The organism is Klebsiella sp. CN_Kp097, assembly GCF_040064495.1.
Taxonomy (GTDB): Bacteria; Pseudomonadota; Gammaproteobacteria; order Enterobacterales; family Enterobacteriaceae; genus Klebsiella; species Klebsiella aerogenes.
Map to the genome: position 1 here is coordinate 82,324 of NZ_JBEAIL010000022.1, position 19,282 is coordinate 101,605.

Annotated in this window: 19 protein-coding genes and 1 tRNA gene; 7 read left to right on the forward strand and 13 right to left on the reverse strand. The window is 43.2% G+C overall.

Annotation, left to right across the window (positions count from 1 at the left end; genetic code table 11):
• Positions 1 to 6: 6 nt before the first annotated feature.
• The 5 genes from ABLV07_RS18835 to ABLV07_RS18855 form a co-directional block, all read right to left on the reverse strand.
• Complete coding sequence (locus ABLV07_RS18835; protein WP_015704228.1) at positions 7 to 894, reverse strand: carbohydrate ABC transporter permease; 888 nt, start codon at positions 892 to 894, stop codon at positions 7 to 9.
• On the reverse strand, positions 884 to 1,756 hold the full coding sequence (locus ABLV07_RS18840; RefSeq protein ID WP_015368525.1) for a sugar ABC transporter permease: 873 nt from the start codon (positions 1,754 to 1,756) through the stop codon (positions 884 to 886). The genes ABLV07_RS18835 and ABLV07_RS18840 overlap by 11 nt, the downstream gene beginning before the upstream one ends.
• 142 nt (positions 1,757 to 1,898) lie before the next feature.
• Entirely contained in the window at positions 1,899 to 2,918 is a 1,020-nt protein-coding gene (locus ABLV07_RS18845) for an NAD(P)-dependent alcohol dehydrogenase (RefSeq protein WP_015368523.1), read from the reverse strand.
• Between the two features lie 113 nt (positions 2,919 to 3,031).
• A complete protein-coding gene (locus ABLV07_RS18850) occupies positions 3,032 to 4,501 on the reverse strand; it encodes a SulP family inorganic anion transporter (RefSeq protein ID WP_348853686.1) in 1,470 nt (489 codons plus the stop codon).
• Positions 4,498 to 5,136, reverse strand: coding sequence for a carbonic anhydrase (locus tag ABLV07_RS18855; protein ID WP_058655185.1), 639 nt, complete (start codon positions 5,134 to 5,136; stop codon positions 4,498 to 4,500). The genes ABLV07_RS18850 and ABLV07_RS18855 overlap by 4 nt, the downstream gene beginning before the upstream one ends.
• 572 nt (positions 5,137 to 5,708) lie before the next feature.
• Here ABLV07_RS18855 and ABLV07_RS18860 point away from each other — a divergent pair.
• The 3 genes from ABLV07_RS18860 to ABLV07_RS18870 all read left to right on the forward strand — a co-directional run bounded on the left by ABLV07_RS18860 (position 5,709) and on the right by ABLV07_RS18870 (position 8,021).
• Positions 5,709 to 5,793, forward strand: a tRNA-Leu gene (locus ABLV07_RS18860).
• Between the two features lie 188 nt (positions 5,794 to 5,981).
• Positions 5,982 to 7,232 carry an integrase arm-type DNA-binding domain-containing protein gene (locus tag ABLV07_RS18865; protein WP_079919773.1) on the forward strand — a complete coding sequence of 417 codons (1,251 nt, stop codon included), beginning with the start codon at positions 5,982 to 5,984 and terminating at the stop codon, positions 7,230 to 7,232.
• Between the two features lie 96 nt (positions 7,233 to 7,328).
• Entirely contained in the window at positions 7,329 to 8,021 is a 693-nt protein-coding gene (locus tag ABLV07_RS18870; protein WP_079919771.1) for a SinI family restriction endonuclease, read from the forward strand.
• Between the two features lie 31 nt (positions 8,022 to 8,052).
• Here ABLV07_RS18870 and ABLV07_RS18875 read toward each other — a convergent pair whose 3' ends face one another.
• Positions 8,053 to 9,432 carry a DNA cytosine methyltransferase gene (locus tag ABLV07_RS18875; RefSeq protein ID WP_079919769.1) on the reverse strand — a complete coding sequence of 460 codons (1,380 nt, stop codon included), beginning with the start codon at positions 9,430 to 9,432 and terminating at the stop codon, positions 8,053 to 8,055.
• A gap of 428 nt (positions 9,433 to 9,860) precedes the next feature.
• Positions 9,861 to 10,172: a conjugal transfer protein TraD gene (locus tag ABLV07_RS18880; RefSeq protein WP_079919767.1), complete on the reverse strand. Its 312-nt coding sequence runs from the start codon at positions 10,170 to 10,172 to the stop codon at positions 9,861 to 9,863.
• Between the two features lie 829 nt (positions 10,173 to 11,001).
• On the opposite strand from ABLV07_RS18880, the gene mobQ reads away from it, so the two are divergent.
• The 3 genes from mobQ (at position 11,002) to ABLV07_RS18895 (ending at position 13,980) form a co-directional block, all read left to right on the forward strand.
• Complete coding sequence (gene mobQ, locus ABLV07_RS18885) at positions 11,002 to 12,498, forward strand: MobQ family relaxase (protein WP_348853684.1); 1,497 nt, start codon at positions 11,002 to 11,004, stop codon at positions 12,496 to 12,498.
• 77 nt (positions 12,499 to 12,575) lie between these two features.
• Complete coding sequence (locus ABLV07_RS18890; protein WP_348853682.1) at positions 12,576 to 13,079, forward strand: hypothetical protein; 504 nt, start codon at positions 12,576 to 12,578, stop codon at positions 13,077 to 13,079.
• 538 nt (positions 13,080 to 13,617) lie between these two features.
• Entirely contained in the window at positions 13,618 to 13,980 is a 363-nt protein-coding gene (locus ABLV07_RS18895; protein WP_348853681.1) for a hypothetical protein, read from the forward strand.
• A gap of 721 nt (positions 13,981 to 14,701) precedes the next feature.
• Here ABLV07_RS18895 and ABLV07_RS18900 read toward each other — a convergent pair.
• The 4 genes from ABLV07_RS18900 to ABLV07_RS18915 all read right to left on the reverse strand — a co-directional run bounded on the left by ABLV07_RS18900 (position 14,702) and on the right by ABLV07_RS18915 (position 16,776).
• Positions 14,702 to 15,187, reverse strand: coding sequence for a hypothetical protein (locus tag ABLV07_RS18900; RefSeq protein WP_348853680.1), 486 nt, complete (start codon positions 15,185 to 15,187; stop codon positions 14,702 to 14,704).
• Positions 15,188 to 15,362: 175 nt separating this feature from the next.
• Positions 15,363 to 15,638 (reverse strand): hypothetical protein, encoded by a 276-nt coding sequence (locus tag ABLV07_RS18905; protein WP_057222672.1) that lies wholly within the window; start codon positions 15,636 to 15,638, stop codon positions 15,363 to 15,365.
• A gap of 10 nt (positions 15,639 to 15,648) precedes the next feature.
• On the reverse strand, positions 15,649 to 16,200 hold the full coding sequence (locus tag ABLV07_RS18910) for a DNA-directed RNA polymerase subunit beta (RefSeq protein WP_348853679.1): 552 nt from the start codon (positions 16,198 to 16,200) through the stop codon (positions 15,649 to 15,651).
• Between the two features lie 15 nt (positions 16,201 to 16,215).
• Positions 16,216 to 16,776 carry a hypothetical protein gene (locus ABLV07_RS18915; protein WP_064149395.1) on the reverse strand — a complete coding sequence of 187 codons (561 nt, stop codon included), beginning with the start codon at positions 16,774 to 16,776 and terminating at the stop codon, positions 16,216 to 16,218.
• A gap of 197 nt (positions 16,777 to 16,973) precedes the next feature.
• Between ABLV07_RS18915 and ABLV07_RS18920 the strand changes: the two genes are divergently transcribed.
• On the forward strand, positions 16,974 to 17,297 hold the full coding sequence (locus ABLV07_RS18920) for a helix-turn-helix transcriptional regulator (protein ID WP_057222683.1): 324 nt from the start codon (positions 16,974 to 16,976) through the stop codon (positions 17,295 to 17,297).
• A gap of 433 nt (positions 17,298 to 17,730) precedes the next feature.
• Here ABLV07_RS18920 and ABLV07_RS18925 read toward each other — a convergent pair whose 3' ends face one another.
• Together ABLV07_RS18925 and ABLV07_RS18930 are read right to left on the reverse strand one after the other, a co-directional pair.
• Positions 17,731 to 18,450 (reverse strand): hypothetical protein, encoded by a 720-nt coding sequence (locus ABLV07_RS18925; RefSeq protein WP_348853678.1) that lies wholly within the window; start codon positions 18,448 to 18,450, stop codon positions 17,731 to 17,733.
• A 448-nt stretch (positions 18,451 to 18,898) separates the two neighbouring features.
• Positions 18,899 to 19,168, reverse strand: a complete 270-nt coding sequence (locus tag ABLV07_RS18930) for a hypothetical protein (RefSeq protein ID WP_348853676.1) — start codon at positions 19,166 to 19,168, stop codon at positions 18,899 to 18,901.
• Positions 19,169 to 19,282 lie beyond the last annotated feature (114 nt).

Genomic DNA, 19,282 nt, shown 5'->3' on the forward strand with positions numbered 1-19,282 from the left:
AACTCCTTATTTGATCCCGGAGAAGCCGAAGCTTCGCAGGAACTGTTTCTGGAAAAGGATGAACGCCAGCATCAGCGGCAGGCAGACCATCAGCGTCCCGGCGCCGATGGTGCCCCACTGGCCGCCGGATTCAGCGCCCATGGCGAAAGAGACCAGCCCGACCGTCAGCACCTGCTTATCGGGATCGTTAAGCATCATCAGCGGCCACAGGTACTCGTTCCAGTGGTAGGTAATGCTGACGGTGGCGAAGGCCAGCACCGATGGCCAGGACATCGGCAGCAGTACGCGGAATAGCACCTGCCACCAGCGGCATCCCTCCATCAGCGCTGCCTCTTCCAGCTCTTTCGGGATGGCGAGGAACGCCTGGCGCATCAGAAACACGCCGAACGCCGAGGTAAAGTAAGGCATCATCACGCCGGTCAGAGTGTTGAGCAGGCCGAAGGTTTTCAGAGTCAGCATGTTCGGCACCATCATCACCACCGGCATGATCATCAGCTGGACGAGAAACAGCAGAAACAGCGTTTTCTTGCCGCGAAATTCGTGGCAGGCGAAGACGTAGCCGGCGGTGGTGATGGTGAGTAGCTGCACGAAGAAAGTGCCGAAGGTAAAGATAAGGGTGTTGGCGTACAGGCTCAGCCAGTCGGCGCTGTCCCAGGCGTCGCGGAAGTTATCGAGAGTCAGCGGCAGACGGGGCAGCAATGAGGCCATATCTTCGCCGAAGGTGGTGGCGCTGAACGAGGTCGCCAGCATCCAGATAAACGGGCTCACCCATAGCAGCGCCAGGCAGCACATGATTACCGTCAGGGTAAAGGGCTGCGAGCGACGCAGGCGCAACCACAGCGGACGCGAAGCGGCGGGCGAGCGGACCATCAGCGGCGAGATTTCAGCGCTCATAGTGGGCTCCTTTTTCCAGCAATTTCAGGTTAATCAGCGAGAAGGCAAACAACCCGGCCAGCGTCAGGAAGGTGGCGGCGGAGGCTTTGCCAAGGTCGTGGGTATCCCAGGCGAGATTCTGGATGTAATAGAGCAGCACGGTCGTGGCGTTATCCGGCCCGCCGCGCGTCATCACCGCGACGTGATCAATCTGGGTAATGGAGTAAATCAGCGCGGTGGTGATAACAAAGCTCAGCGTCGGGCGCAGCAGCGGCAGCGTGACCTTAAAAAACACCTGGGTGCGGCTGGCCCCTTCCATCAGCGCCGCTTCCCGCGTTGAGGCCGGAATGCTCTGCAGCCCGGCGAGGAAAAACAGCATGTAGTAGCCAGCGAATTTCCACACGCCAATCAGCGCCAGCGCCAGCAGCGCGCTGTTGCTGCGCCCCAGCCAGTTGTTGTTCTGAGGGCCAAATAGCTTCGCCAGATAGTGATCGAGCAGGCCGAGGCCGGGCATAAAAATAAACAGCCACAGCGCGGCGGCGCTAACCATCGGGATAATCATCGGGAAGAAAAAGGCGGTGCGCAGCCAGCGGTTGACGCGGTGATTCTCGCTCAGCGCCACCGCCAGCAGCAGGGCGAGCGTCACGCCGGGTACCACCGTCAGCAGGATATAGAGCAGATTATTGACCAGCGATTGCCAGAAAACGCCGTCGGCAAACAGGCGGGCGAAGTTATCCAGCCCGACGTACTGTGCGCCGTCGCTGGCCATGCGGGTATCAAACAGGCTGTCATAGACCGAACGGCCAAGCGGAAACCAGGTAAACAGCAGTAAAAACAACAGGGAAGGCGACAGTATCAGCCAGGGGAGCCAGCGCTTATTCATGGTGACGGGCGTCTCGTTCAGGCGTTTATGGAAGCCCGGATTGTGGGAAGCGATGACTACAGGGGAATGGCGGGGAGATGACGGTTTGATGAAGCAAGAAGAAAAGCGCCGGGCGCACGGGACGCCCGGCGGTAAATACCAATCAGAAGTCGGCTTTTAGTACCGCGCGATAGCGGGCTTTGCCTTCGCGCACGTGTTTCAGCGCTTCGTTAATTTGCGACATCGGGAACAGTTCGGTGGTTGGCGCCACTTTGCTACGCCCGGCGAATTTCATCAGCTTACGCAGTTCGGACGGATTACCGGTCGCCGAGCCGGAGATGCTGCGGTCGCCGCCGATAAGGGTAAAGGCCGGTACCGGGAACGGCTTCATCACCGCGCCGACGGTGTGGAAGTTGCCGCCGTAGGCCAGCGCCTGGAAGTACGGCTGCCAGTCAAGGTCCACCGCCACGGTGTTGATGATCAGATCGAACTGACCGGCCAGCGCGGTTAACGCCTGCGGATCGCGGCTGTTCACCACGCGGTCGGCACCCATTGCCAGCACTTCCTGCTCTTTCGCCGGGTTGGAACTGAAAGCGGTTACTTCCGCCCCCATCGCCCGCAGCAGTTTAATCGCGATATGGCCGAGGCCGCCGATACCAATCACGCCGACGCGGCTGGTAGCGGTAACGTGGTGGGTCAGCAGCGGTTTGAAGACGGTGATGCCGCCGCACAGCATCGGGCCGGCGGAAGCCAGATCGATGCTCTCCGGCAGCGGGATCACCCATTGCCAGTCGGCGCGCAGCTTATCGGCGAAGCCGCCGCGGTTCATAATGGTCGGCACAGAGCCTTCCAGGCAGTTGATCTGATTGCCGCTGATACAGGCGTCGCAGTGGCCGCAACTGCGCGCCGTCCAGCCGATCCCGACCTTCTGACCAATCTTCAGCCCTTTATCCCGTGCCGCGCTGCCCAGCGCCGCCACCCGACCAATAACCTCGTGACCGGCGACCAGTGGGTAGCTCGACATGCCCCATTCGTTATCGATCATCGACAGGTCCGAATGACAAATCCCGCAGTACTCCACCTCGACTTCAACATCTTCCGGCAACAGTTCGCCGGCATCGTACTCCCACAGCGACAGATCGGCGCCCGCTTCTTTGGCGGCGTAACTTTTAATGATGCTCATGTTTGTTTCCTTGGGGTTGGCGTAGTAACGAAGAAAGTGTAGAGCATGGCAACAGGCGTCGCTTGGCATTAGGAGGGGTGGATAACCGGGCGGACCAGCCGCCCGGGAGACGGTCAGCGGCTGGCAAGCGGCCACTGATTGAGGCGGATACCGCGCTGCGGCGCGCTCTCGGCAAAATCATCCAGCACCGCCTGCACATCCGGGTCAAGGTAGCCGACGTTATCGTGCTCGACGATCACCACGCTCTTTTCCGGAATTTTCGCCAGCAGCGCCAGCAGATGTGGATTGTGTAAAAAGGTCAGGTTCTGCTGGATGCGCAGCACGTAGTGGTCGTCGTAGCGCGCCAGCTGTAGTGAATGGCGATGGCTACGCCAGATGCTGAACGCCACCTGGGTGGCGAGACCAATCCCGATCCCCGCCAGCATGCCGAAGCCGATAATCCCACCAATGGTGGCAAGGAAGGGGACGTACTGTGCGGCGCCCTGGCGGAACTGTTCAATGAACAGCCGCGGCGTCGCCAGCTTATAGCCGGTATACAACAGCACGGCGGCGAGGCTGGCGAGTGGGATTAACGTCAGCAGGCCGCTAAACCACAGTCCGCAGATCAGTAGCAGCACGCCGTGGATAAAGATCGACAGTTTGCTCTGCGCGCCGTTGCTGACGTTGACCGAGCTGCGGACGATGACCGCGGTGATCGGCATCGCCCCGAGTACGCCGGAGAGCAGGTTGCCGACGCCCTGGGCGACCATTTCGCGGTTCGGCGAAGGCGGCGGATTTTGCGGACGCAGTTTTTTCAGCGCCTCCTGGCTGAGCAAGGTTTCGAGGCTGGCGACCAGCGCGAGGGTCAGTGCCACCACCCACACCGACGGATTACGCCACGCGCTCCACGCAGGAGACTCCAGCTCGCCCAGCAGATCGCCGAGGCTACCGAACTCCGGCAGGGTAATGCGCGGCAGAGCGGCAAGCTGCTGCGGCGCGGCCTGGGTCATTAATACGGTGGTGGCACAACCGAGTAGGACAGCGATCAGCGGGCCGGGGATCCAGCGCAGGCTCGTCACCCGGCGGATAAGCGGCGAACCCCACAGCCATAGCACCAGCAGGCCGCCCAGGGCGACGGCGATAGCACTGAGGGAGAAGGTGGCGTTACCCTGCACGATATCAACGAGCCCGGTCTCTTCTGCGCTGCCAAGCGCGACGGGGATCTGCTGCATAATCAGCAGGATGCCGATTGCCGCCAGCATACCTTTGATGACGCTGGCGGGAACCAGCGAGATAAAGCGCCCGGCCCGCAGGATGCCGAACAGCAGCTGCAGCACGCCGGCCAGCACCAGCGCCATCAGGAAGACGGAGAAGGAACCCAGGGATTCAATGGCGGCGACGACGATGGTGACCAGTCCGGCGGCAGGGCCGCTGACGGCGAAGCGGGAAGGGCTGAGGGCGGTGACGACCAGGCCGCCGATGATACCGGTTAGCAGACCGACAAAGGGCGGTAAGCCGCTGGCCTGGGCGATGCCGAGGCACAGCGGCAGGGCGACAAGGAAGACGACAATGCCTGCGAGAGAGTCCTGACGAAGAGTATTCATGGGGCATGCTCCTGAGGTGAGAGGTGTTCGACGAGAGTGGTCAGATGGCCGGATGCCAGATCGTAGACGCAGCCGTGCAGGCTGAGCGGCCGTCCGCTGGCGAGCAGCGTCTGTACGGGGTCGCAGTCAAGCAGGCGGCTGAACTGGGCGCGAACGTTGGCCTCCACCAGGGCATTGAGCGCTTCGGCAGCGTCGGCGTCAGTGTCAGTGAGCGTCAGAGCAGCGATATCACGCTGCAGGGTATCGCGCAGCGAGCCGATGCGGCGGGCCAGCGCCGAGGACTCGTGGGCCAGCGGCATCTGCGGCAACGACAGCGCCGCCTGCACGCCGCCGCAGCCGTAGTGGCCGCAGAGCACCACCCGTTCGACCTCGAGATAGTGGAGGGCATATTGCAGTACGCTCATAAAGTTGTCGTCGGCGGGGTCAATCATGTTAGCGATATTGCGGTGGACGAAGAGTTCGCCGGGATGGCTGCCGGTGAGCACTTCGGCGGGAACGCGGCTATCGGAGCAGCCAATCCACAGCGAATGTGGCCGCTGCCCGGCTACCAGTTTTTCAAAATATTCCGGGTCATGCTGGCACTTCTGCAGCGCCCAGCTGCGGTTACGCGCCAGTAAAGGTTTTAAGGTAGTCACAGTCTTTCTCCTGAGTAAATTCACCGAGTGAAGATGTCCATCGAGACTCGTACAGCGACTAGTAAAAATAGTATTTACCGGAACTTTCACGCCTGAGGAAAATCCTGGAATAAAGAGCGAAAACAAAACTTTTCATTAATGTAAAGTTATAAAAATATTGACGTAATTAATAAATTCTTAAGGATTGCGGTAATAAGAAAAAGCGATGGGATAGTTTTTTATGGAATATATAAATTAATTACTTTAATTATTCTGGAATCTTATATTGAGTGTTTGAGGAAGCGTAAATGCTTATGGTTGGCGGCGATAAAACGTTGGCGCGGTGAGGGTGTAATGTGAGATAGGTTTGAGAAAAATTGGAGCGGGATTGTGATGTGTTGGTCGTAGGAGCAGGGAAGTGAAGGCCAGGGAGCTGGTTTGTCGCGCATTGATGACTGAAAAATGTGACGCCGCACCGCTCGTTTATGGGATTGCGCTGTTTTTTTCAACACTTAGCACTACTGATGCACGCTGTTGCTTGCATGGCGGCTATCGACAGGTATAATCCAAAACGTTTTCCGTATCCCTTCAGTGCCGAAGTGGCGAAATCGGTAGACGCAGTTGATTCAAAATCAACCGTAGAAATACGTGCCGGTTCGAGTCCGGCCTTCGGCACCAATCAAGTCTTTTTTTTCGTCTACTAAAGTCTATTTACGTATATAAAATCAATAAGTTAGATATTCTGCCTCTTGTTTCAGGTCTATTAAAGTCTACTGTCGTATATCAACATCTACCAACAAATGATGGTATAACTGTTGGTAGCTTCGGTTCGATTGAAATTGATACCAACAAGGGGAGGGGGATCTATGGCTCTTACTGATATCAAAGTCAGAACAGTTAAGCCTTCAGACAAACCTTTCAAACTTACCGATGGTGAAGGGATGCACCTGTTGGTTAACCCCAATGGCTCAAAATACTGGCGTCTTCAATATCGTTTTAGTGGCAAACAGAAGATGCTGGCGTTAGGGGTTTATCCAATGGTTTCATTGGCAGAGGCTCGTAAGAGGCGCGATGCCGCGAAGAAACTGGTATCTGATGGTATCGATCCCTCTCAAAAGAAAAAAGAGGACAAGATTGAAGAAAGCGGAGCACTAACCTTTGAGGCTGTAGCAAGAGATTGGCATGCATCCTGTAGCAAAAAATGGTCTGAGTCCCATAGTGAGCGGGTGCTTAAAAGCTTAGTGGATAATCTTTTCTCTGCGTTAGGTAAACGTAAGATTTCGGAACTGAAGACTCGGGATCTACTCGCTCCAATTAAGGTAGTAGAGGCGAGTGGGCGATATGAAGTAGCTTCGCGTCTTCAACAGCGAACGACCGCAATCCTACGTTTTGCGGTACAAAATGGTCTACTTGATTATAATCCAGCTCAAGATATGGCTGGCGCAATAGCTGTAGCTAAACGAGTGCACCGCCCAGCGCTTGATTTCGAACGCCTTCCCGAATTGCTTGATCGTATCGAATGCTTTAAAGGTCGAAAGTTGACTAAATTAGCAGTGAAACTAACACTGTTGGTATTCATACGTTCAAGTGAAGTGCGTTTTGCAAGATGGGAAGAAATCGATTTTAAAAATGCGCTTTGGACGATACCTGCAGAACGAGAACCTCTGAAGGGCGTAAAGCACTCACATCGTGGTTCTAAAATGCGTAGCCCTCATCTTGTACCTCTAAGCCGTCAGGCACTGAAAATATTAGAAGAGATAAAACAAATCAGTGGGGATTATGAGTTGGTCTTCATTGGTGATCACCAGCCAGATAGACCGATGAGTGAGAACACTGTTAACAAGGCCCTGCGCTCAATGGGTTACGACACTAAAACGGAAGTTTGCGGACACGGGTTTAGGGCGATGGCCTGTAGTGCGTTGGTCGAATCAGGGTTATGGTCAAGGGATGCAGTTGAGCGTCAGATGAGCCATCAGGAACGAAATACGGTTCGGGCCGCTTACATCCATCTTGCGGAGCATCTTGATGAACGGAGGCTCATGCTTCAGTGGTGGGCTGATTATCTTGATATCAATCTTAACCATATGGTCAGGCCGTTTGAGTTTGCAAGCAGGTGATAATTCACCTGATGTAATGAATAGGCCATGCTAGTTTTTTAACTGTAACTTTATGATTTAAAGAATTATACTGCCTTAAAACATTAGGAGGTTGTGATGTCAGAGGCAGTGTTTTTCGTCGAGAATGCTGAAGAGTTGGCAAAACAGAAAATGGATAATATTAATCCTGAACTTTCTGAAAAATTCCAGCTCTTAATTAAATTTCTTTCAAGATTTCCTGAAAGTTGTTCAAATCCGCGTTCGAAACAAATTAGAAAAAACTTTGGTAAAGAAGAACATATAGAATATTTAGCTCAAAATTTCAATGAAAGTCGGCTTCCGAAAAAACCAACGCCACCTACTACTATCCCTGATGAGGTTGTCAGTTTAGTCCTTAATGTAAGCTTTGATATACCGCAAGAAAATCTCAATAGGATTAAAGAAGAACATCGACTCTCTATGGCTTCTGAAAATATTGTTGGAGATCTTCTGGAAAGATATCTTGCTGAAAAATTAGAGCCATCTGGATGGATATGGTGTTCAGGAACAAGTGTAAAAGCAGTGGATTTTATTCATTATGACAATGAAAAAGATGAGTGGGGGCTTCTGCAAGTAAAAAATAGAGATAATACTGAGAACTCTTCAAGTAGCAAAATTCGCGACAATACGCCAATTAAAAAATGGTTTAGAACATTCTCACAAAGAGATGCTACAAATTGGGAGAATTTCCCTGACGAAGTTTCATCCAAAGACCTCAATGAGGATGATTTTAGAGCTTTTGTTGAAAGCTACTTACGAAAAATTAAATAACGATGGAAGGGGGATTCCCCTTCCTAATAGTTTAGACCAACTCTCCAAATATATCTAAGTCAGAAGTGTTTTTATATCGAGAGTAACGAAAATTTGGGAATGACTCGATTTCTCTTCCATTCATATGATCTAAAATATTTTTTCCAACAGCCAATCCTAAACCAATGGGCACAGCATTACCCAATTGTCTGTATTTATCCAGAAGTTTACCTTTGATAACCCACTCTTCAGGAAATTGTTGGATCACTTTATATTCTTGAACTGATAATGGTCTCAATTCATCTGGATGAGCGAGGTCAGTAGCTGGCATCGCTGGGTGCGTCACCAATGTAGGTGATGGACGATCCCATGCAACCCGTCGTAAGAAACCTGTTTTACCTCCGCCAAGAAAGAACGATTTACCTAATGCTTCCTTTTGCAAATCCTCAGGTAAATGTTTCCAATATTGACCTTCTTTTAAAAGTCTATAATATTTTAATCTTTTTTCTGGGAATAGCACATGCTCATGGGTGATATTTTTTAAATTATTTATAGTTTCACGCAATGTTATCCATTTTGGAAGGCCATATTCACCGTTTTCACTATGTGTCGGTTGTAGAAAGGGAACTCTGCTGCCGTCCCGTGAACATATTATTATTACCCTTTCTCTAATTTGAGGAACACCGAAATTAGCAGAGTTATATAAGTTGAAAGAAACAGAGTATCCTGCACTTTTTATTATTCTGATAATATAATGAAGTACTCCACCGGGCTGTTCTTCAGATTTTAAAGGTGGCAAACCTTCACCACGTTCATTGTGCGGCCTATGCTTCATTGGCGCAGATAATAACCCTCTAACATTCTCGATTACAATATACTTAGGTCTGATATCCAAGGCGACATCTAAATATTTAATGAAAACGTTCCCTCTCTCATCTTCTAGACCTAAACGTTTTCCCGCTGTTGAGAACGCTTGACATGGTGGGCCACCCATAATCAAATCAATTTCATTACCAGAAGAAACTCCAGCTAATTTTAAAATATCCTCTGTTGTGTAATCACGAATGTCTCCGATAAGAGCCATGTCGGGTTTATTAGATAAAATAGTATCTCTTGCGGCTTTATCTATTTCACACGCTAGTAGGGTTTCAAACCCTGCTTGTTCTATACCAAGATCTAGCCCCATAGCCCCACTGAAAAAACTTAACGCTTTTGGTTTGTTTTTTGGCTCAGAAGCCAACATGCTGTGGTTATTTTGAGCATCGCTTAGGCTATTAACAAGCATCAACTTTTCAACACTCGAACTTTTTATTAACCAAGTTCTACCGGATTGGTATGCATCAATGCTACCCTGCTTGCACATAGTTCTTACACGTTGTGGAGTTAGCTCAAGCAACTGTGCTGCTTCTGTTACGGTAATGATGTCATTCATTATCAAGCATTCTTTTTGTTTCTAATTGGAAACAAAATTATGTACCAAATGCGTTTTGTAGTCAATAAAATTATTACAGCGATTTGAATAACGGCTGAATAACACCAACCTTCTGTGCCCTCTGGGCCTACTCAACATATGTATCTTGTCATGCGAGCTACCCCTGATTAGGAGTTTACTCACTAATCTATAGTTAATCGGCATCATAATTATGAAATAATAGTTGTATATCTAAAAATTAGTCTCATTGATGGATTGTAAAATAAAAAGGGAACTCCTCATTAGAAAAATTACACTTCCCCAACCTCTGAGCAACTCAATCAGTCCATCGGGTGGTAAACTATTCTCGTATGTAGGATCAAGCCAAGTTTCTTACGCCTTATCTCTTAGAATAGCCAGAGTACATTTTAAAAGGCAGGTAAAAGAGTTCATTCCTGTCGCCCAATCATATCCTCAAGAAACTTTTTTCCTCTTAATTTTAATCTTGCTTTATCTTCAATGCTAATATTCGATGATTGTAATATCAGCCCTATTATTATCTCTTTATCCACTTCTTCTACTTTACAGCCCATAGCTTTAGCCACTTCTGCCCCAAGGATGATCTTCAGGCGTGTCTCAGCACTCTTGGACAAAGATTTCTCTTTGATCTTGAGACGATTCAAACGCATCTGCGCTGAGGCTATTTTTTGCTTGATGGTTTTTTCTGTTCTTTGATTTCTGTTTTTGTCATCCGCATTCATAATTACTTTTCCTTTTAGTTGTTTAAAACATCAAATACAATTAAAAAAGGAAAATGTCAAACCATAAGCGAAAGGTAAAATACTTTCCACTCCGAATTCAACTACGCAGAGTAAGATGATTATTCCTGACAATCAGTTTCTGAACAGACTTGCCCTGTTAATGATGAGATTCATCCCGAAAAATAGTGTTTTTGTTTTAAAAATGAGATGTCAGTAAGTTCAAAATAAAAACATGCAACACATACGAGTGCAACCACTAACGTTAAATACCTGATACTCTCCCCGTTACTTATTTTATCAAATCAATTAAAGTAATTTCACCTGTTATTTTTAAACTCTGGTTTTTGGTCTTAACCTGTGAATTGTGCAACGCGTAAAAGTAATTTTTATTTTCACTATTTTTTCTAATTTTCACTTTCCCGCCTTACGGCGGGAGGAAAAATACTACTTTTACCCTTGCGGGCGATCTCTAAAACCAAACATTCAGTATTATCCCCCGACCTCAACCGTTCATCCGATTCCTACCCTGTTAATTTCACAGACATTAAAACTAGCGTTATTATTTAACTATAGGAAAACTTTTCACATTGTCGTTATTTTTAGCTCCTTTAGGAGATATAAAAATAAAGCAATGCCCACCTATACACTGCTACGCAGTGTGTGGGGGCTACCGACGGTTGCCTGCCGCAGGCTAACACCGTTTCCTTCGGAAACAAGGTCAACGTCAACACTAGAGTTTTTCGCAAGAAAAACTAAAACCAGCATAGTCGCATTGGAGATTTATATTTTGGTTTGTTATTTAAAATTATATTGAGGTTCTTTTTATTGTATGGCTATTTTTCATCTTGATTTTAAAATTGTGAAACGAAGTGAGGGCAAATCTTCCGTTGCGAAGGCTGCTTATCATGCTCGTACAAGAATAACAGATGAAAGAACAGGCGATACGTATGATTATAGCCGCCGTACCGATTTATACGGACATTTCATATTAGCACCCGTTAATGCTCCTCAACGTATTGTAAAAGACTCTACAGCATTGTGGAATGAAGTTGAACGGGTCGAGCGTCAGCAAAATGGTCAAACAGCTCGTTATTTCGATGTTGCTATTCCCACCGAGTTAAACAATGACGACAAGAAAAAACTTGTCCTTGAGTATTGCCAGAAAAATTTCGTTGATAAAGGCATGATTGCCGACATCGCTTTTCATGATCTTGATAGCGACAACCCACATGCTCACGTTATGTTGACATTAAAAACTATAGGATCAGAAGGTTTTGGTAAAAAGGAAAGGAGCTGGAACGACAGAAAAATGGCTGTGGTATGGCGTGAATCATGGGCATCGATGGCTAACAGCTACCTCGCTGCTGCTGGTTCGCCAGAACGTATTGATCATCGTTCCCTTCAAGCCCAGCACGAAGAGGCATTAGAAAAAGCGGCGGCTGCTCTGGACAATGAAGAACAAGCGCTATGGCTTGCTAAAGCCGCTGAAACAAATCGTCCTGCAATGAAACACATTCATAGTGCTAAATGGCGTAGTAAGTCTGCTCAGGAGCAAAGAGCCGCAGAATGGGCTGTTCGTGATGCAGCCAAACAAGAAGCCGTTGAAGTCTACAAAACATTCAGCGAACTTTATCTTGAAATCGTCGTTAATGTCAGAAGCTTTACGATTACACATCTTGCTGAACCAGAAGAGATTGTATTACCTGAAACACACCCCGGCTCTTCTACTGATGAGAATCAAAGACCTGTATTGGTAGCACCAGCTCCTCATACTCGTATGCGTGGCGTTAAATCTTACCGTGATAAAACAAAAGTCAGTAAGGTCGTTGCTGGTAAGAAACCATCAGTCAGTATTTCTGATTCTGGAATAAATACTATTCTGAAAATATCCACCCCTCAAAACCCAAACAGGGCATCCAGAAGCGCCCCTAAACGTGTTAAGAGGACACATGCTATTCCACGTCAGGATAATATTTTTAAACGCTTCACAACTCTTGTCATAGATTTTTTCAAGCAGAAGTTTGTATGGGCTAAAGCAAACAAATCTCAAATTGATCATATCAGTGAAGCACATGATAAGCGTATTGCTGAAAACTATGTCTTTGATGAGGTGCTGGGTATCTATGTGCTACGCGCTGAGCATGAGAGACGATCCAAGTTTAACAATGATAATTACAAGCCTACCTCTGATGAGATCAGGCGGTTTCCAAGCCGAATGGTTAAGTCAACACAACCCGATAGCGATCTTGATTACATACCAACACTTGCGACGGACAGGAAAAATCCGGTACATAGATGGAAAACACCAAGCAGTAAAATAAAATGATGATTGTTTATAGTCGATACATTCATATCATGATACATTTACCCATATAAAAACATCAACTTCCCTTAAGGCTAAAAATGTCACATATTGATACTGTATCAAAAATTCTTAGAATGGGTTTTCTTTTAATATGTAAATTTTTCCTTTTCTCAAAAGAAGAAATCACAATATTAGTAACAACTTACCCATTTAAAAAAGGAATGATATTAAGAAAAACAACCACCATAATATCCATTTTATTTATTGCGTATTTATTAGGTGGTCTTGTATGTTCTTATAGTATACAAATAATTTTCATATTACCGTTAGCTTTAGGATTTACATTAACCATATATACATACAAAAAGCATAAGGAACGATTAAAATATACTTCTGATTGTGTTCTGTATGGCTTAGCGACAATAACATCAGCTTATCTTGTTACAAATACAACAAGTATAGATCTCCATTTTTTTGAACAGCAAATGAAGGGTATATCTGGGTTTCTAGTTACTAATTTTTTTGCTGTTGCCGCATCAATTCGTTTTTGTATTAGTGTTGTAGAATGTTTAGAAATATGTGGACTCAAAAGTAAAAAATGAATCATGAATTACTCTTGATTATCCTTCTCGCTGAAGCTTTCAGCGAGAAGCGTTATACCCCAGATTAGCATAATAAAAAACGATAGTAAGTTGAAAGAATATTCTTCATAAATCACTGCTATAACATTAGAGAACACCATGAAGAACATAAAATAATAATTAAATCTTCTTTTTTTATATAAATATATAAAAAATCGCTCCACAAAACCCCTTTCATTACTTTCCATAAAATTCCCTCATACATTTATTAATAGAATAACAGTCAATATAATGCAAATAATAAAAAGTCAAATTTAATCCTAATGTACTGAAATGAGGTAAAGCTATTAGAACAAAAAAATTACTTACTGTTAGTTGAAAATGATGGGGCAACATATTCAAGAATACTCTGTTCCATGTTGAATATTTATCATTACTTGTATTTGGGCCACTCTGAACCTTCAAGATTTAATTAGGTGAATGAAATATAATAAATGGTGTGTATTCTTTTTTTTAATGGTACAATGTTTATTATGTACATTTACTGGAATATATAAAAGTGAGTAAGAAAGAATTAATCACTATAGGTGCGGTCGATGAGGATTTTTTTAATAGCTTCTTGGGGAAATCCGTTAAACATTTTGAAGAAGATTCAAGAATTCATAAAATGATTCAACTTTCACTTGATAAGGCACACGATATAAGAAAGTTTGAGATTGAATTATACTGGAAACGTGCAACATACTTTTTTGCTTTTTTTACCGTAATAACGGTTTCTTTCGGCTATCTTTTTACGCACGATGATTATGCAATTTATGCACCGGGAATGTCTATAACAGGTATCATGGTTTCCATATGCTTTTATTTTGTCAATATTGGGAGTAAATATTGGCAGTGTAATTGGGAATATATAATTGATTAACTCGAAGTATATGTCACGGGTAACTTGCATAAACTTTATTTTTATAAGGAAAAATCAAACTTGCGTCCATCAGTTTCAAATATAAATCAAACTATTAGCGTGATAATATTACTACTTTGGCACGCTTGTTTGATTGCATCATTGTATAAATTACATCCAAACAACCCAGAACTTATTGGTTGTTACATTATTGGTTATTTACTTTCTTTTTCTATCATAATTTCAAGGTGTGTAAATTTTATTTCTGACATTATTGATGAAGATAATAAAAACATTGTATCAAACACTCGATATTTTAAATTCAGAGTGGAATCATATAAAAAATCAAAATAAATACGCAATCGTGTTATTAGAATATTGTAATGATATTTACTCATTCAACTACATATACATTCAAACACGCTAAGAAACATATATGCTTCATCAGGCTGAGGTATATAATATTTGTATCAACAAAGATGCCATATATTTCAAATATCATTATACAGCGTTATCCGTTGATACTTATTTTAGCAAGTGCAGTGCTAATTCGGTACCTGATAAAATAAAATGCATGTATACGCAACATAATTAATACCAGTGGCGAGTCAATTTATACAATATTGGCTACAATCCAATACAATATGTCATATTCAAAACGTTTCTGAAATTTAGATATCTTCACATATGAATAAGAAATTGACAGCTTCGAAACTGAAACTGCCAATGGTTAAAATACCGATTAACTAATTTTTACTTTTTTTACTTCATTGATAAAAACAATGTCATCATCGGTGAACGGAGTGAATTGACCTTGATTTTTCGAGTAACATTTTTTGGATACTGTATCCCATGTCCGTAAAATTAGTTTTTCAAGACAATCTTGAGCATTATCACTATCCAAATGAAACATATTCATCAAATCAGCAGTAAAAACTAAGGAATAACAATTATTGCTTGTGAAATAATCTTTGACTGCTATGTTAGAGATATTTTCAATTTTACTTATTGATATTACTGGCTCATCGATATTTCCACACCATCTGACCTCAGAATAATATCCTTTAACAGGGTTGTTTATTATTTCATTAAATATTTTTTTGATATAGTTTTTTGTAACGTTTTCTTTATTTATGAAGCTAAGAGAACCAATTAAAAAAGGAAAAGTTATCCCATAACTTCCCCGTTCTGAATCTCGCCATTGTTTGATCAATTCAAACCATAACATGACATGCTCCTCACAATTGAATGTCAACTTAAGTATATACTATTAAATTAATCAATGTTGGTCTACAGAGATTTATCGTTAAACCGCTATTTACATTGAGATGAACACCCAAATAATGTAAAAAAACCACGTTTATATGATAAAACGTGGCTCAAGTTTATTGACTGGCACTAAACTATACTCTTCTCCTGAACACAACATTATCAGAGAATATCGCCTTACCAGCTATAAACCCAACAGCCGCAATTATTGGTAGGCTGATAGTGGCACCTGCCATACCTGTAGACATACCAATCAATATAGACAGGCCAAAGGACAGTAAGATAGCTACGGCAGCATACCAGCCGGGTAAGGCCCCATATAAAACAGTCGCCATGCAGCTGGTGCAGACATGAACCCCTCGTTGGCTCTCTTTTAGGCAAAACGGACACTGGATAGTTCGGTTTTTCATGATTCGCTCCTTAATTGGCTTTCCAGCCGTTGCTGGTTTTAACAAGAGCTATGACACTTTCAACAGGTTCGTTTATCCCTTTCACACCAGCGAACGCGCTTTTGTCCAGCCACGAAGGAACATCTACCAACTTCCATGTATAAGACACACGAACAACTTTCTGATTACCGTTTCCCGGTTCAGTCCATTCCTTTATCTCAGCAACAGCCCGATGACCAACACAGGCACCTTTCTCACGGTCCCAAAACTCAACCTCTTGGCCTTTGTCTGTTACTTCCAGAACATCGACACTACTGAAACCATTAGCTTGTTGAGAAACATCAAGCAGTCCCTGATTAGCCAGACCTTTTAAGATTTCATCACTGGCACTGTATCCAGTAGAACGATAGCCGTGATTAACCCGGATGGGGAAACCTTTATTGAACACAATGTCATTGTCCTGCAGTGAGTAGCACAGCTTTGATTGCGATATTTTCGCGTTGATCGCTTTCTCAAAATCCCCTTTTTCACCGCATCCCGATAAATGAGCAGCAAGACCTGCTACGAGTAAAAATTTACGCATCGTGTTATCCCAGAGTTAATGATTGATCGTGCCGTTGCGCAGTACAACAAGACGAACCGGCATATCTGCATTGTTTACTGTGGCGAAACCGCGAACTTCGAAATTGTTTACTGTTCCGGTTATGCTGACTTTCTGGCCCTTCTTATAAGTGAGAACGGCATCATCAAGGCCGGAGTAGTAATCGATCCATACCATGCCGCCGCAGTAGCTTGTATCAGCTGTTTTAAAGAGCAGATAATAGTTAGGGTTAGATTTGGGCATTCCCGTCATCATATCGCTGGCACTCCTGCCCTTCGTAACTTCAAGAACAGTCGCATTGATGATAGAGATCCTTTTGCCAGTCCATTTCTTTTCTGCTGCCATCGCATTTTCTTCATAGTCTTTGCAGACAGCACCAAGGCCAGATACAGACGATACCGGGCCAAGGATTTGAGTGGTTGCGGTTCCCCCCAGCGCTTTACCTACTGAAGACAGCGAAGAACTGATTGCTCCATTAACTGTATTCACGCCATCGTTGAGCTGCTGGCATCCTGTCAGTGCCATTCCTGCCACAAGTAAGATTCTCTTCATTTTCATATCCCATAGGTCAATACATACAAAACGGTATGTACTGGTATGGGTCGCGTGAACTTCTCCAGATATCGCTTTTGATAGCATTGAGGTTATCTGTATCGGCAAACCAGTACATCATCACAAGCAAATACTACGTTAAACGTAGTATCGAAAACAAGGAAAAACTACGATTCTCGTAGCTCTTAATGATGAGAGCATTTATGAACCAGCGAGAATCCCATAGAGACATCTTTTGTAAGCGTTTAAAGGAAGCGCGGCTTGCTGCTGGTTTGTCTCAAAAGAAGCTGGGCATTGCAGCCGGGATTGACGAATTTGTAGCAAGCACCCGCATTAACCGATATGAAAAAGGAGTACATGAAGCAGATATCCATACCGCTCAGAAATTAGCACAGACGCTAAATGTCCCATTAGCATATTTTTATGTGGAAAATGATCAACTTGCTACTATTGTGATGAATTTTGATAAACTATCTGAGGAAGATATAGAAAATATAATTATCAAAATCAAAAAATCTAATCAGTAGAAGTTATAGAGACCGCTTCCTCGTTGTTAATAATAACTTGTATCTTCCCTCGGATATAGACGACTCACACATTAATGAACTCATTATTTACTTTAAATATGTCAAACATCAATTTCCCGTATGGGCCTGTAATATATTATTGGTATATACATATTTATATTCTCATATAGGCTAATAGGTATATTTTTGATGTTGATAGAATATCTATTTTAGCGATAAAGTTTTAATCAATATTTTCCCATACCATCTAAAATACAGTTCAAAAATATTATACTCCAATATATCATCTAAAAGTTTCATACATTCTTTAAATGTTATCAACCTTAATCGAAAAATTCATGATGAAATAACTTATTTAAATAAAGCAGAGCCATAATTCTCACATGGCCCTAACTTATTTCATGCATAAGCGTTCAATCCATCCAAGTCACCCTTATCCATTTTGGATATCTTTTTTTATTCTTATTGCCAACTCAAGAATTTCTTTCAGATATAACTGATGATTTGCTACTTTTTTTAACATCAATGCCCCCAGAGATATACCTAATAAAAATGCTAATCCGAACATGATGACAGTATTAGTGGAGTTCGTGTTAGAAAGATCCCCGATAAATGTTTTACTCAATGTATCAAATCCAATTGATGCCTGTACTGCCGAATAGCAAAGACCCAAGATTGATAATACCGCTGTTTTTTCACCAAAGAAACTACTAACCCTCACTGTTATTCTATTTATCTTAAGTTGTAGCCAATGAATTGCATATAGAAGTTCAATTTCTGAATAACTTATAAGTAGTTTCGCATTTTCTTCATCATGCGAGATTTCACAAATAAAATCATTAGATGATTCTCTTTTCCAGTCTATTAAATGCTTTACTCCTAAGATAGGTGGCAATATCATTATTATTAGCCCAATAAACGTTATAGTAAAATATAACCCATAGATAACATTTACCATTACATCAGTTTTAGCGAAACTAGTTAACTTATATAAAGCAATGCATAAAGCTAGCGCAGCAATAATAATAATTACAATTGCAAGCAATCTACCATGTATTTTGTCGATTACTTTATCTGTTTTACTTTTGTATGTATAAGGTGCATACGGCTTCATATCACTAAGAATTTTAATTATTTGATTAATCCTTAACATGTCATCTCCTATTAATAGCTTGATGTGTTTTTTTAATTTCCTCTTGCATTCATATAACTTAACACAAATCGAATAAAAATACTTCATTTTTAAAACACACAAAAGTATGATTAGTAAATTTGATGACTAAAAATTACTAATAACGAATAATAGTCAAGGCATTATGAGTTTAGCTATATTAGCTTCATGGCAATGATACAATAGAGTTTACTTTTAAAAGTTCGGAAATTAATCATTCATTTCCTCCGCATTATCAGATAAATTATTTTACCAGACACTGCCTTTTACCACATTCGACTTTAACCTGACGCATTTTCATTGATAGGTATGGATATAGGTTTAGTTAAAAAAATTGATTAATGAATAATTACACTAACTATTTAATATCATACAGCAGGTTTGAGAAACATATATAATACCTGTAAGATATTGTAACTAATAACTCAGATTATAACATCTTTGATTTTATAGTTTCTTCACTTATCAGAGTGGGTTCTGAAACCATACGAATATAAATATTCTTTATCCTGTCATTTTCGCAACGACTTACAGACTCAGATAACAGATAATGGCTATAATTATTAACACAAATGTCATTACCATTTTCAAGAGTAAGTTTTATTCCATGTTCGGTATCTTCCACTTTGTTTACAATACAGATCATGAATGGTGTTTTCTCATAAGGATGAAATAGTGTTATTATTTTAATATTGTTCATTTCGTTATCTCCTATTTTATTTATTACTATTTAATACTCTAGCGTAAGCATTAAAATCAAATATATTTGTGTTTTATCCAAATTTTTAAACTTCTTTTTGAAAAGATCTTTATC